Origin of the sequence: Phytobacter diazotrophicus, assembly GCF_052061655.1 — a bacterium.
Lineage (GTDB): Bacteria > Pseudomonadota > Gammaproteobacteria > Enterobacterales > Enterobacteriaceae > Phytobacter > Phytobacter diazotrophicus.
Genome location: NZ_CM125428.1, coordinates 2,208,237 through 2,221,859, shown reverse-complemented (window position 1 = coordinate 2,221,859; position 13,623 = coordinate 2,208,237). Strand labels below are relative to the sequence as shown.

The 13,623-nt window shown below is 53.2% G+C and carries 11 protein-coding genes; 5 read left to right on the top strand and 6 right to left on the bottom strand.

The features are described 5' to 3' along the window. Positions 1-6 precede the first annotated feature (6 nt). Positions 7-1,053: a spermidine/putrescine ABC transporter substrate-binding protein PotD gene (gene potD, locus ACS0RQ_RS10875; protein ID WP_271849047.1), complete on the top strand. Its 1,047-nt coding sequence runs from the start codon at positions 7-9 to the stop codon at positions 1,051-1,053. Positions 1,054-1,137: 84 nt separating this feature from the next. On the opposite strand, the gene cobB is transcribed toward potD, so the two are convergent. The 5 genes from cobB to lolC are packed head-to-tail and all read right to left on the bottom strand — an operon-like array spanning position 1,138 to position 6,046. Beyond that, positions 1,138-1,959 carry a Sir2 family NAD+-dependent deacetylase gene (gene cobB / locus ACS0RQ_RS10870; RefSeq protein ID WP_271849048.1) on the bottom strand — a complete coding sequence of 274 codons (822 nt, stop codon included), beginning with the start codon at positions 1,957-1,959 and terminating at the stop codon, positions 1,138-1,140. 15 nt (positions 1,960-1,974) lie between these two features. Next, entirely contained in the window at positions 1,975-2,886 is a 912-nt protein-coding gene (nagK, locus tag ACS0RQ_RS10865) for an N-acetylglucosamine kinase (protein WP_271849049.1), read from the bottom strand. Positions 2,887-2,908: 22 nt separating this feature from the next. Next, positions 2,909-4,153, bottom strand: a complete 1,245-nt coding sequence (gene lolE / locus ACS0RQ_RS10860) for a lipoprotein-releasing ABC transporter permease subunit LolE (RefSeq protein WP_271849050.1) — start codon at positions 4,151-4,153, stop codon at positions 2,909-2,911. Next, complete coding sequence (gene lolD / locus ACS0RQ_RS10855; RefSeq protein ID WP_041851705.1) at positions 4,153-4,854, bottom strand: lipoprotein-releasing ABC transporter ATP-binding protein LolD; 702 nt, start codon at positions 4,852-4,854, stop codon at positions 4,153-4,155. Before lolD ends, lolE begins: the two co-directional genes overlap by 1 nt. Continuing rightward, positions 4,847-6,046 (bottom strand): lipoprotein-releasing ABC transporter permease subunit LolC, encoded by a 1,200-nt coding sequence (gene lolC / locus ACS0RQ_RS10850; RefSeq protein WP_271849052.1) that lies wholly within the window; start codon positions 6,044-6,046, stop codon positions 4,847-4,849. The genes lolD and lolC overlap by 8 nt, the downstream gene beginning before the upstream one ends. Before the next feature lie 288 nt (positions 6,047-6,334). Here lolC and ACS0RQ_RS10845 point away from each other — a divergent pair, with 288 nt between their 5' ends. From ACS0RQ_RS10845 to ldtC, 3 genes are all read left to right on the top strand, one after another. After that, positions 6,335-7,408, top strand: coding sequence for an acyltransferase family protein (locus ACS0RQ_RS10845; RefSeq protein ID WP_271849053.1), 1,074 nt, complete (start codon positions 6,335-6,337; stop codon positions 7,406-7,408). Between the two features lie 114 nt (positions 7,409-7,522). Continuing rightward, on the top strand, positions 7,523-10,969 hold the full coding sequence (mfd, locus tag ACS0RQ_RS10840) for a transcription-repair coupling factor (protein WP_271849054.1): 3,447 nt from the start codon (positions 7,523-7,525) through the stop codon (positions 10,967-10,969). A 150-nt stretch (positions 10,970-11,119) separates the two neighbouring features. After that, positions 11,120-12,073 (top strand): L,D-transpeptidase LdtC, encoded by a 954-nt coding sequence (gene ldtC / locus ACS0RQ_RS10835; RefSeq protein WP_271849055.1) that lies wholly within the window; start codon positions 11,120-11,122, stop codon positions 12,071-12,073. A gap of 70 nt (positions 12,074-12,143) precedes the next feature. Here the strand turns inward: ldtC and bhsA are convergent, their stop codons facing one another. Continuing rightward, positions 12,144-12,401, bottom strand: coding sequence for a multiple stress resistance protein BhsA (bhsA, locus tag ACS0RQ_RS10830; RefSeq protein ID WP_271849056.1), 258 nt, complete (start codon positions 12,399-12,401; stop codon positions 12,144-12,146). 244 nt (positions 12,402-12,645) lie between these two features. Here bhsA and ACS0RQ_RS10825 point away from each other — a divergent pair, with 244 nt between their 5' ends. Then, positions 12,646-13,278 (top strand): TetR/AcrR family transcriptional regulator, encoded by a 633-nt coding sequence (locus ACS0RQ_RS10825; RefSeq protein ID WP_271849057.1) that lies wholly within the window; start codon positions 12,646-12,648, stop codon positions 13,276-13,278. Positions 13,279-13,623 lie beyond the last annotated feature (345 nt).

Here is a 13,623-nt window from a genome sequence, read left to right as displayed (position 1 = left end):
CGTTAAATGAAAAAATGGTCACGCCACCTGCTTGTTGCGGGTGCTCTGGCACTGGGCATCAATGCCGCTCATGCTGATGACAGCAAGACGCTCTATTTCTACAACTGGACGGAATATGTGCCGCCGGGTCTGCTGGAACAGTTCACCAAAGAGACGGGCATTAAGGTTATCTATTCGACCTATGAATCGAATGAAACCATGTATGCCAAACTCAAAACCTATAAAGATGGTGCATACGACCTGGTCGTGCCCTCCACCTACTTTGTCGACAAAATGCGTAAAGAGGGCATGATCCAAAAGATCGATAAATCGCAACTGACCAACTTCCATAATCTCGATCCGGAGATGCTGAACAAGCCGTTTGACCCGAATAACGACTACTCCATTCCGTATATCTGGGGTGCGACAGCCATTGGTATCAACAGCGAAGCGATTGACCCCAAGACGGTGACCCGTTGGGCAGACTTATGGAAGCCTGAGTATAAAGGTAGCCTGCTGCTAACGGATGATGCGCGCGAAGTCTTCCAGGTGGCGCTGCGTAAACTGGGGCTTTCCGGGAATACCACCGATCCAAAAGAGATTGAAACGGCGTACAAAGAGCTGCAAAAATTGATGCCTAACGTGGCGGCGTTCAACTCCGATAATCCGGCGAACCCGTACATGGAAGGGGAAGTGAATCTCGGGATGGTGTGGAACGGTTCCGCGTATGTCGCCCGTCAGGCGGGCACGCCGGTGCAGGTAATTTGGCCGCAGGAAGGCGGCATCTTCTGGATGGACAGCCTTGCTATTCCTGCTAATGCCAAAAACAAAGCGGGCGCGCTTAAGCTTATCAACTTCCTGCTACGCCCGGAAATTGCAAAACAGGTGGCGGAAACCATTGGCTATCCGACGCCAAACCTCGCGGCCCGTAAACTGCTGAGCCCGGAAGTGGCAAATGATAAATCACTCTATCCGGATGCAGAGACCATCAGCAAAGGCGAATGGCAAAACGATGTCGGTAGCGCCAGCGCTATATACGAAGAGTATTATCAGAAGCTGAAAGCAGGGCGCTAACACTTTTACCAGGCGGGGCATCCGTTCCGTCTGCATCTCAGTCATAAAAAGGGCCGCATCTTTGCAGCCCTTTTCCCGCGTGATTTAAAGCCCTTTCAGAAGCTTCTCAACATATTCCGGCACCACTTCGCTGGCGAGGCCATAATGCTTCTCTTCAAACTCGCTGCCCACCTGGCTTGGTTCAAGATTTAACTCAACGGTATGCGCGCCGTGCAGTTTGGCCTCATGGACAAAACCAGCCGCTGGATAGACATGGCCGGAGGTACCAATAGCGATAAACACATCGGCCATTGCGAGCGCATGATAAATCTCATCCATCCCGAGCGGCATCTCACCAAACCAGACCACATGGGGGCGTAGCGGCGCAGGAAACTGGCAGCAATGGCATTTGTCTTCCGGGGTCACGTCCTGCGTCCACGTCAGCACTTGCCCGCTCTGCGAACAACGCACTTTCAGCAATTCACCGTGCATATGGATGATGTGGTGGTTTCCGGCGCGTTCGTGCAGATTGTCAATATTCTGCGTCACCAGTAAAAAGCGATCGCCGAGGACATCTTCCAGCTTCGCCAGCGCCAGATGTGCCGGGTTTGGCGCAATCTCCGGTAACTGGAGCTGCTGGCGACGCGCATTATAGAAAGACTGCACCAGTTGTGGGTTGCGGGCGAAACCTTCTGGCGTCGCCACATCTTCCACATGGTGTTCTTCCCACAAACCGTCCGCGGCGCGGAAGGTGCGAATGCCTGATTCGGCGGAGATACCCGCCCCCGTTAGTACCACTACTCTCGGTTTTTCCATCACTTCCGGCACTACCTGGTCTCTGAAAAAGATCCGCTGGCGTAAGCGCTCACGCAAACGGCGTTTGTTACGGCGAAAACAGCTGAGACGATGTGACCGACGAGACTGCATATCATCCTCTCAGGATTAATCAGTAAGATGAAGGAAAGCGGCGCCACGCATGCCGCCAGCATCGCCGTGGCGAGCACGTTCAATGCGGGGTATCCGGGCTACCGGTAACAAGTGTGGCGGTAAACGCGCCGCCAGTAACGACGTCAGGGCAGAGAAATTCGATAAGCCGCCACCGATAACCAGTAAATCCGGATCCACTATCGTCAGGATATTCCCAAGACACACCGCCAGCAAATCAGCATAGCGTTCAACATGGGCTTTCGCCTGCGCGTCGCCCTGCTCCCAACGCGCGATGATTTCAGGGGAAGACAAGGATTGATGGTAGTAATGTTGATACAGCCAGGCAAAGCCGCGCCCGGACAGATAATTTTCGATACAGCCTAATTTGCCACAGCCACAGCGTGTCAGCGGAAAATCAAAGCCCATTAGCGCCATCGCATCAACCGGCAGGCGAATATGACCAAACTCGCCGGTAATATAGCTGCGGCCCTTAAGTGTCTGGCCGTTGGCGACAATGCCGCCGCCAACGCCGGTGCCCAGGATAAGCCCCATTACAATCGGGTATTGGCGAAATTCCTCATCCCAGGCTTCGGAAAGGGCAAAACAGTTGGCGTCATTATCAAGGCGGACATCACGCGCGAGCCTTATGCTCAAATCTTTGCGCAGCGGTCGACCGCTGGCGGCTGGCACATTGGCGGCATAGAGGGTGCCATCGGCGGTTTCCGGCATACCCGGAATACCAATGCCGACACTGCCCTGGACACCGAAACGCGCATCGGCTTCGGCTACCAGTTGAGCGATCGTCGTTAAAAATGTCTCGTAACTGTCTTTCGGTGTGGCGACGCGCTTTTCCCATTGCAAACGTCGGGTATCATCGAATACCCCCAGCGCTATCTTGCTTCCGCCGATATCAAATCCGTAATACATCGCCTCTCCTTTGTGCTTCTTATTATTGTCCGCTCAATACCCTCGCCGGATCGATATTGCTTGCCCGGCGCGCCGGATACCAGCTTGCCAACAGACTCAGCACCAGAGCGGTGACCAGCACATACACCACATCCAGTGCGTGCAGCTCCGACGGTAGAAAATCAATAAAGTAGATATCGCCGGATAAAAATTGGTGACCAATCATCTTCTCAATCACGCGGATAATCGCAGTCAATTGCAGTGACGCTACCACGCCGATCACCGCACCGATCACACTGCCCAGCAGACCTGCCAGCAGCCCGTACCAGACGAAAATAGCCCGGATCAGGCCATCTTTTGCCCCTAATGTACGCAGCACGGCGATATCACTGCTCTTATCTTTTACCGCCATCACCAGCGTGGAGACAATATTAAAACAGGCGACACCGATCACCAGCACCATCGCCAGATACATAATGGCGCGGATCATCTGAATATCGCGATACATATAGCCGTATTTACCGATCCAGCTTTTAATATAGACATAGCTGTTGGTGACTTCACCGGCGCTACGCACCAGCGTGTTCGCGTTAAAGACGTCCTTCACCTTAATGGCAATGCCCGTAACGCTGCTGCCCATATCCAGATATTGCTGGGCGTCTTCCATGGGGATCATCGCAAACGCATGGTCGAGTTGCCCGCTCAATTGCAATACGCCAGTGACATGCAGTCTGACGCGTTTTGGCTGCAGCAATTTGTGGTCGGTGTCGGAATTAGGGATCATTATCGATACCCAATCACCCTGTTTCACGTTCAGCGCATCGGCGACACCCTTACCAAGGATAATCTGCTGCTCACCGGGTTTAAAATTGCGCCAGGCATCGGCTTGCACAAAATTCGGTAGTGCGCTCAGACGGGACTCCTGCTCAGGGTTTACCCCTTTCACCTGAATCGCTCGCAAATTGGTGCCGCTCTCCACAAGCCCGGTGAAATTAATATAGGGTGCGGCGGCGACAATGCCCGGCACTTTCTCCACTTTTGCCAGCGCGTCGTTCCAGTTATTCCACGGCTGATTCACCGGCTCGATTTCGCCATGGGGTACCACCGCCAGAATACGATTATTGAGCTCGCGTTCGAAGCCGTTCATTGCGCTGAGCCCGACGATCAACACCGCAACGCCAAGCGAAATCCCCACTGTGGAGATGACGGAAATCAGCGACACCATGCCGCTGCGGCGGCGACCACGGCTAAAACGCAGGCCAATCAGTAATGACAGGGGAGACGCCATCACTCAGCCCCCATCAGGGTCATTTCAGTGCTCAGGCGTCCATCGCGCATCTCCAACTGGCGGCTCATCCGTTTCGCCAGTTGCAGATCATGAGTGACCACCAGGAACGCGGTGCCCTGCGATGCATTCAGTTCCCCCAACAACTGGAAGATACTGTCCGCATTACGGGCATCCAGGTTGCCGGTCGGTTCGTCCGCCAGCACCAGACGTGGGTTATTGACCAGCGCACGAGCAATCGCCACGCGCTGACGCTCACCGCCAGACAGCTCTGAGGGGCGATGGCTGGCGCGATGCTCAAGCCCAACCGCGCGCAGCATTTCCCGCGCCCGGACATCAATTTCTGCCGCTTTATGCTTACCAATCAGCAGTGGCATCGCGACGTTTTCCAGCGCGGTAAAATCGGGCAGCAGGTGGTGAAACTGATAGATAAAGCCCAGTTCGCGGTTGCGTAGCTCCGCTTTCGCCGCAGAGGAGAGTTTGCTCAGTTGTTGGTTATCGAAGGTCACTTCGCCGGAGGTGGGCGTGTCCAGCCCGCCTAACAGATGCAGGAGCGTACTTTTTCCGGAACCGGAGCTGCCGACAATCGCCATCAGCTCACCCTCACCCACGCTAAAGCTTACATCGTGCAACACATCGGTTTGCACTTTCCCTTCCTGATAGCGTTTGCACAGGTGGTCGCATTGCAACAGGATCTTATTCATAACGTAAAGCCTCAGCGGGTTGGGTGGCGGCAGCGCGCCAGGAAGGATAAAGCGTAGACAGCAACGCGATGGCCATCGCCACCAGCGCAATAACAACGACCTGTAACGGTTCTATGGCTACCGGTAGCGCAGCACCATCAAGAAACGCCCCGATGATTGGCATCAGATTATTCAACTGGCTGGCGAGCAGTGCGCCAAGCCCGGCCCCCAGCAGCGCACCAATGATGCCCGCGCTGGCGCCCTGCACCATAAAGACCGCCATGATCTGACGCGGGGTCAGCCCCTGAGTTTGCAGGATCGCCACCTCGCCTTGTTTTTCCATCACCATCAGGCCAAGGGAGGTAATGATATTAAAGGCCGCCACCGCAATAATCAGGCTTAACAGCAGCCCCATCATGTTTTTCTCCATACGTACGGCCTGGAATAACTCGCCTTTCCGCTCGCGCCAGTCTTGCCATTTGGTTCCTTGCGGCAGCGTTTGCTGGCTCAGAACATCAACCTGCAACGGTGCATCCAGCCATAAACGCCAACCGGTAATATTGCCTGCGGGGTAACGCATCAGACGGGAGGCATCCTGAATATTGACCAACATCTGATAGTCATCGACTTCACTGCTGGCGGCAAAGGTCCCGACGACGGTAAACAGACGCTGACTGGGTAAACGCCCCATTGGGGTGAACTGGCTGGCGGACGGCACCATGACGCGTATCTGGTCGCCACGATTGACGCCTAATTGCCCGGCCAGCCCTTCACCGAGGATCACGTTGTACTGCCCTGCTTCCAGCGAAGATTGCTGCACGTTGACCAGGTACGGGGTCAGCGGATCTTTTTGCGCCGGATCGATACCCAACATGACACCCACGGCCACGCTGCGCGCACTTTGCAGAACGACATCACCGGTACTCAGCGGTGCAATGCGATTGACACCCTGCAATTTCAGCCCGCTGGCCGGTAATTGTTCAGGATTGATAGAGCCGTTTTGCGCGGTGATGACGGCCTGCGGCATCAGCCCCAGGATGTTGTTTTGCAGTTCGCGCTCAAAGCCATTCATGACCGACAGCACGGTCACCAGCGCCATTACGCCAAGCGTAATGCCAATGGTCGACAGCCAGGAAACGAAACGACCGAAGCGGTCGGCTGTGCGCCCACGCATATAGCGCAGGCCGATAAAGAGAGTGACAGGCTGGTACATGAAATCCGTCTGGTTGCTGTTAGCAGACTCCGAAGTATATAAGCGAAAGCGTAGAGCGTAAATGAGTGAAACGGTAAGCGGACATCTCAGAGGGCAGGAAAAAATCCGATAAATCAAATTACTAGTTGCGCGACTTTTACGCATTTTGCTTCCCACAGAGAGATCATTTATCACTCTCCGTCTGATATTTATCCGAAAAAGGAGGAAATACAGACTGTTTACCGTTACACCCTATGGCGACGCCATCAGGATAAACGCCGAACTTTGTAATACAAACGGCGAAAGACGATGAAAAAAAAGACTCTATGGATTAATCAAATCAAGGGATTATGTATCTGCCTGGTGGTCATCTATCACTCAGTTATTACGTTTTACCCGCACCTCACCACATTTGGACACGCGTGGTCGGAAACGCTCGCAAAGTGCTGGATCTACTTTAATCTTTACCTTGCCCCCTTCCGAATGCCGGTGTTCTTTTTTCTCTCTGGCTACCTGATTCGACGCTACATTGATGAGGTGCCATGGAAGGAGGCGATCGACAAGCGTATCTGGAGTATTTTTTATGTGCTTGTCGTCTGGGGTGTGCTGCAGTGGCTGGCGCTCAGCCATATCAATGACTGGCTGGCACCCACGCGCGATTTAAGCAATGCGTCCAACGCCGCCTATGCGGATACCCCTTCAGACTTTATCAAGGGAATGCTCACCGCCAGTACCAGCCTGTGGTATCTCTACGCGCTGGTTGCCTATTTTATGCTGTGTAAATTGTTGAGCCGCTGGTCGCTTGCAGCACTGGTCGCCATGACACTGCTGAGCGTGGCGATTAACTTTTTGCCCTCGCCCTGGTGGGGTATGAATAGCGTACTGCGCAACATGATCTACTACAGCCTGGGGGCATGGTTTGGCGGTGCTATTATGGATGCGATTAAACGCCTCTCTTTTCGCCGCTACGCCATCATGCTGGCGGTGGCGTTACTTGCTGCGGTGGCGCTATGGTTTTTAAATGTGCCCTTACCCTTGAGCTTGCTGTCGATTGTGCTGATTTTGCGTCTGTTCCGCGCGCTGGAAGAGCGCGTTGGCTCACGCGAAAACGCACTGCTGAATATCGTGGGCAGCAATACGCTCGCCATCTACACCACGCATCGCATTTTGATCGAAGCGCTCAGTCTTGCGTTGTTAACCCCGATGAATGACGGGCGCTGGTCGCCTGCCGTCGAGCTCACTATCGTCTTGCTCTATCCGTTCTGTAGCCTCGTTATCTGTACGCTGGTTGGCTTGTGTATACGGAAAATTTCTTCGGCGATATTTGCCGATCTGCTTTTCTCCCCACCAGCCAGGCTGGCCTCATCTCTGCAGGCACGATAAGCGCATGTGTTGAGGTTGGCGAATAGTGCACAATCGCGGATAATAAAGGGATTGCGTATCAGTGATATGCCCCCATAACAAGGGGCATATCCATAAGAGACCCAGACCCTATCTATGCCTGAACAATACCGTTATTCTCTGCCCGCCAAAGCTGGCGAGCAGCGCCAGCTTGGCGAACTGACTGGTGCAGCCTGCGCCACCGAAGTCGCAGAAATCATTGAGCGCCATAAAGGTCCGGTGGTATTGATTGCGCCGGATATGCAAAATGCCCTGCGTCTGCATGACGAAATTACCCAGTTCACCGACAACCTGGTGATGAACCTTGCTGACTGGGAGACACTGCCGTATGACAGTTTCTCGCCGCATCAGGAAATTATCTCCTCCCGTCTCTCCACGCTCTACCAGTTGCCCACTATGCAACGTGGTGTGCTGATTGTATCGGTGAATACCTTGATGCAGCGCGTCTGCCCGCATAGCTATTTGCACGGTCACGCGTTGGTCATGAAAAAAGGTCAGCGTCTGTCCCGTGACGCGCTGCGCGCGCAACTGGACAGCGCAGGGTATCGCCACGTTGATCAGGTTATGGAACACGGCGAATACGCGACTCGCGGGGCGCTGTTAGATCTCTTCCCGATGGGCAGCGCACAACCTTATCGCCTTGATTTTTTTGATGATGAAATTGACAGTCTTCGCCTGTTCGATGCGGACAGCCAGCGTACGCTGGAAGAGGTCGAAGCCATCAATTTACTGCCTGCTCACGAATTCCCGACGGATAAGACCGCCATCGAACTCTTTCGCAGCCAGTGGCGAGATAAGTTCGACGTCAAGCGTGATGCCGAACATATCTATCAACAGGTGAGCAAGGGCACGTTGCCAACCGGCATTGAATACTGGCAGCCACTGTTTTTCAGTGAGCCTTTGCCGTCGTTGTTTAGCTATTTGCCGGACAATACGCTACTGGTGAACACGGGTGACCTTGAAAACAGCGCTGAGCGCTTTAGCCAGGAGACCCAGGCGCGCTTCGAAAACCGTGGCGTGGACCCAATGCGCCCTTTGCTGGCGCCGGAATTACTGTGGCTGCGGGTTGATGAACTGTTCAGCGAACTCAAGCGCTGGCCGCGCGTGCAGCTCAAAACCGAAAACCTGGCAGACAAAACCGCCAATGTGAACCTTGGTTACCGGACGTTGCCGGATCTGGCCGTTCAGGCACAACAAAAGTCGCCGCTGGATAATTTACGCAAATTCCTCGAATCCTTTACCGGTCCGGTCGTCTTTTCGGTCGAGAGCGAGGGGCGTCGCGAAGCGCTGGGAGAACTCCTCTCACGCATCAAAGTGGCGCCGAAGCGCATTACCCGGCTGGATGACGCGCAAGATACAGGGCGCTATCTGATCATTGGCTCCGCAGAACATGGCTTTATCGACACGCTACGTAACCGGGCGCTGATTTGTGAAAGCGATCTGCTGGGCGAGCGCGTTGCCCGCCGTCGCCAGGATACACGCCGCACGATTAACCCCGATACGCTGATCCGCAACCTCGCTGAACTGCACCCTGGCCAGCCGGTGGTGCATCTGGAACATGGGGTTGGACGCTATGCGGGAATGACCACGCTTGAGGCGGGCGGCATAAAAGGCGAATACCTGATGCTGACCTATGCCGGAGATGCCAAACTTTACGTGCCGGTCTCGTCATTGCATCTGATTAGCCGCTATGCCGGGGGTGCCGAGGAGAACGCGCCACTGCATAAACTGGGCGGCGATGCATGGGCCCGCGCGCGGCAGAAAGCGGCAGAAAAAGTCCGGGATGTGGCGGCGGAATTGCTGGATATCTATGCCCAACGCGCCGCGAAGTCCGGCTTTGCATTTAAACACGATCGCGAACAATATCAGCTTTTCTGCGACAGCTTCCCGTTTGAAACCACGCCAGACCAGGCGCAAGCCATTAACGCGGTGTTGAGTGACATGTGCCAGCCGCTGGCGATGGATCGCCTGGTGTGTGGCGATGTCGGCTTCGGTAAAACCGAAGTGGCAATGCGTGCCGCCTTCCTCGCCGTCGAAAACAACAAGCAGGTAGCCGTGCTGGTCCCCACCACCCTGCTGGCTCAGCAGCATTTCGACAATTTCCGCGACCGCTTCGCTAACTGGCCAGTGCGGGTGGAGATGCTCTCACGTTTTCGTAGCGCGAAAGAACAGACACAAGTGCTGGAGCAGGCGGCTGAGGGCAAGATTGATATTCTTATCGGCACCCATAAGCTGCTGCAAAACGATGTGAAGTGGAAAGACCTGGGGCTGCTGATCGTCGATGAAGAACACCGCTTCGGCGTGCGTCATAAAGAGCGTATTAAAGCGATGCGTGCTGACGTAGATATCCTCACGTTAACCGCAACCCCCATTCCGCGCACACTCAATATGGCCATGAGCGGTATGCGCGATCTGTCGATCATTGCCACCCCGCCTGCGCGCCGCCTGGCAGTGAAAACCTTCGTTCGCGAATACGACAGTCTGGTAGTGCGCGAGGCAATACTGCGTGAAGTCCTGCGTGGTGGGCAGGTTTACTACCTTTATAACGATGTCGAAAATATTCAGAAAGCCGCCGACAGACTGGCGGAACTGGTTCCGGAAGCGCGCATCGCCATCGGCCACGGGCAGATGCGTGAGCGCGAACTGGAACGGGTAATGAATGATTTCCACCACCAGCGTTTTAATGTGCTGGTGTGTACCACGATAATCGAGACCGGGATCGACATTCCTACCGCAAACACGATCATTATTGAACGTGCCGATCACTTTGGCCTGGCGCAGCTCCACCAGCTACGTGGTCGCGTGGGACGTTCGCACCATCAGGCCTATGCCTGGCTGCTGACGCCGCATCCGAAAGCGATGACCACCGATGCACAAAAGCGTCTCGAAGCGATTGCCTCGCTGGAAGATTTAGGTGCGGGTTTCGCGCTGGCGACCCACGATCTGGAAATCCGCGGGGCTGGCGAACTGCTGGGAGAAGATCAGAGCGGTTCAATGGAGACCATCGGCTTTTCACTGTACATGGAGCTGCTGGAAAATGCGGTCGATGCGCTCAAAGCCGGACGAGAGCCATCGCTTGAAGATCTCACCAGCCAGCAAACAGAAGTCGAACTGCGCATGCCCTCCCTGCTGCCGGATGATTTTATTCCCGACGTCAATACTCGTCTCTCTTTCTACAAGCGCATTGCCAGTGCGAAGAGTGAAAATGAGCTCGATGAGATTAAAGTGGAGCTGATCGACCGTTTTGGTCTGCTGCCTGACGCCGCGCGAAACCTGCTTGATATTGCGCGGCTACGTCAACAGGCCCAGAAATTGGGGATTCGTAAGCTTGAAGGGAATGAAAAAGGCGGCACGATTGAGTTCAATGAAAAAAACCATGTCAATCCCGCATGGCTTATCGGCCTGCTGCAAAAGCAGCCTAAACATTTCCGCCTCGATGGCCCGACACGCCTGAAGTTCTTCCAGGAGCTGACGGAACGCAAAACACGCATGGAGTGGGTACGCAACTTCATGCAGCAGCTCGAAGAAAACGCGATGGCATAGTGTTCTGCGGGCCAGTTATCATCACTGGCCCGCTTTTTTGAAATATTTACAAACACTTTGCACTCTTCCAGGACTTCCCGACATTCCCTCCCCCCATAATTTCATTACCTGTGTCTGCAGATAACCTCATTAATTACATGGATTATGGTAATGATTAATAATTCCCGTTTTGTCCTCTGGGCGGTTTTCCTCGCCGCCACGCTCGTTTTACCCGCGAAGGCGAATACCTGGCCTTTACCCCCCACCGGTAGCCGGGTGGTCGGGGAAAACCGGTATCACGTGGTAGAAAATGATGGCGGTTCGCTGGAGGCGATTGCCAAAAAGTACAATGTCGGTTTCCTGGCCCTGTTGCAGGCGAACCCCGGCGTCGACCCGTATGTTCCTCGCGCAGGTAATGTACTGACTATCCCATTACAGACACTCTTACCCGACGTGCCGCGAGAAGGTATCGTCATCAATCTGGCCGAGCTACGTCTCTATTATTATCCGCCGGGTAAAAACGAAGTGACCGTCTACCCTATCGGAATAGGGCAACTGGGTGGAGATACCCTAACGCCTACCATGGTGACAACCGTTTCTGATAAACGGGCTAATCCTACCTGGACACCAACGGCCAATATTCGCGCTCGTTATAAAGCCCAGGGAATAGATTTACCGGCGGTCGTTCCGGCCGGGCCGGAAAACCCGATGGGCCACCATGCCATTCGCCTTGCCGCGTACGGTGGTGTCTATCTAATTCATGGGACCAACGCTGATTTTGGCATTGGCATGCGCGTCAGCTCCGGATGTATTCGTCTGCGTGATAACGACATCGCCACATTGTTTAGCGTTATCAAACCCGGTACGCGCGTGAATATTATCAACACGCCGATAAAAGCGTCGGTTGAACCTGACGGCACGCGCCTGGTGGAAATGCATCAACCACTGTCAAAATCTATCGACGACGACCCGAAGACATTGCCGATTGTGCTCAATGCCACTATGCAGACTTTCAAAGATTCGCCACAAAGCGCAAGCGATGTATTTGAACGCGCAATGGAAGTGCGCTCTGGCATGCCGGTGGATGTCACTCTCCATGACAGTCTGCTACAACAATCCCTTTAATTTCCGTATAACAAAAAAAGGCCTCGCACTTGCGAGGCCTTTTTTATGAGGGTTAATTCTGTGGCTTAACTTATTTGTACAGCACTGCGGTGCCGTGCAGAGTATCGGAACCGGTCACAGAGGTAATACGGTAAGATTTTGCGCCCATCTCATCGGCTTTTTGAGCCAGTTGATCTTCAACAGAAGAGAGGTTGGCACCCGCGGAAGCACCAATAACAGCGACTTCCTGTTGGCCTGCCGGTGCGTTTTGAACTTCAACGGCAGCGAAGCTTGCAAAAGAGAGTGAGCTCAGTACGGCAGCGGCGATCAGAGTTTTAACGTTTTTCATGATTTTGTTCCTGTAGCAGATGAAAGTAGCGTCGTAAGTATTTACTTAACGATCGATAGACAAATCATAAGTGTGATCTATATCACTCGTCAATGCATTTTAATAACGAACGTTAATTAAATTAACAAATTCATATTTATCATATAGATAGAATTTATTAATTTGTGCTATTTTGCTACTGGTGTCTGACAGCATTTATTTTTATAATGATTGTTCAACAAACCAACAAAGGTTGAACGGCACTATGACCAGTGAAGTCACTTGTATGAAAAAAAGCCGTGGCCGACCGAAAGTGTTCGACAGGGAAGTGGCGCTTGATAAGGCCATGGCATTATTCTGGCAGCATGGCTACGAAGCCACGTCATTATCAGATCTCGTAGAGGCAACGGGCGCGAAAGCACCGACGCTGTATGCGGAATTTACAAATAAAGAAGGCCTGTTCCGCGCAGTGCTGGATCGCTACATCTCGCTTTTTGCAGCAAAACATGAAGCCCAGTTGTTATGCGACGATAAACCGCTGGGGCAGGCGTTAAAAGATTACTTCACGGCGGTGGCACACTGCTTTACCAGCACTGAAACCCCGGCGGGCTGTTTTCTGATCAACACTTCCGCGACGCTGGCCGCCTCTTCGCAGGCAATTGCGCAGACTATTAAGTCACGCCATGCGCAGCAGGAACAACTGTTGCTTAAATTTTTGCTACAACGTCAGCAACGGGGGGAAATCCCCGCCCACGCGGACGTTCAGGAACTGGCGCAGTTTTTAAGCTGTGTGTTGCAGGGCATGTCTATCAGCGCCCGTGAAGGAGCAAGTTGTGAGAAATTGCTGCAAATTTCCGCGACGACTCTGCGTTTATGGCCCCAGTTGATCACGTCCTGATTTGCCTTCCTTAGCAATAATTATCGTTTTCACCTATTATATTAATAGGTGAAAACAGCATGCCGTTTTTGCCGCTTTGCTAATATTAAACAGGAATTATTTCGCTGCTAACCATTAGTTGTAAAAGAACCATAAACGTCAGGATGACGACATAAGCGAATTTATTGTTCTAACCCTACGCTATCTTATTGTATATACGGAATTTATGTACTTTGGCTGACTATTCACATTCAGAAGGAAAATGGAAATGATTTTGCTATTACCATTACTTAAAGTGCTAATAGTAATAACATTGTTATTCGGGCTCTGGGTTGTATGTGGTGGTTCGGTTTTATTCGCGTTTCT

Bases quoted from the DNA above. Each gene is read 5' to 3' on its own strand.
- potD (WP_271849047.1), top strand. From the start codon at position 7: ATGAAAAAATGGTCACGCCACCTGCTTGTTGCGGGTGCTCTGGCACTG.
- cobB (WP_271849048.1), bottom strand. From the start codon at position 1,959: ATGCAGTCTCGTCGGTCACATCGTCTCAGCTGTTTTCGCCGTAACAAA.
- nagK (WP_271849049.1), bottom strand. From the start codon at position 2,886: ATGTATTACGGATTTGATATCGGCGGAAGCAAGATAGCGCTGGGGGTA.
- lolE (WP_271849050.1), bottom strand. From the start codon at position 4,153: ATGGCGTCTCCCCTGTCATTACTGATTGGCCTGCGTTTTAGCCGTGGT.
- lolD (WP_041851705.1), bottom strand. From the start codon at position 4,854: ATGAATAAGATCCTGTTGCAATGCGACCACCTGTGCAAACGCTATCAG.
- lolC (WP_271849052.1), bottom strand. From the start codon at position 6,046: ATGTACCAGCCTGTCACTCTCTTTATCGGCCTGCGCTATATGCGTGGG.
- ACS0RQ_RS10845 (WP_271849053.1), top strand. From the start codon at position 6,335: ATGAAAAAAAAGACTCTATGGATTAATCAAATCAAGGGATTATGTATC.
- mfd (WP_271849054.1), top strand. From the start codon at position 7,523: ATGCCTGAACAATACCGTTATTCTCTGCCCGCCAAAGCTGGCGAGCAG.
- ldtC (WP_271849055.1), top strand. From the start codon at position 11,120: ATGATTAATAATTCCCGTTTTGTCCTCTGGGCGGTTTTCCTCGCCGCC.
- bhsA (WP_271849056.1), bottom strand. From the start codon at position 12,401: ATGAAAAACGTTAAAACTCTGATCGCCGCTGCCGTACTGAGCTCACTC.
- ACS0RQ_RS10825 (WP_271849057.1), top strand. From the start codon at position 12,646: ATGACCAGTGAAGTCACTTGTATGAAAAAAAGCCGTGGCCGACCGAAA.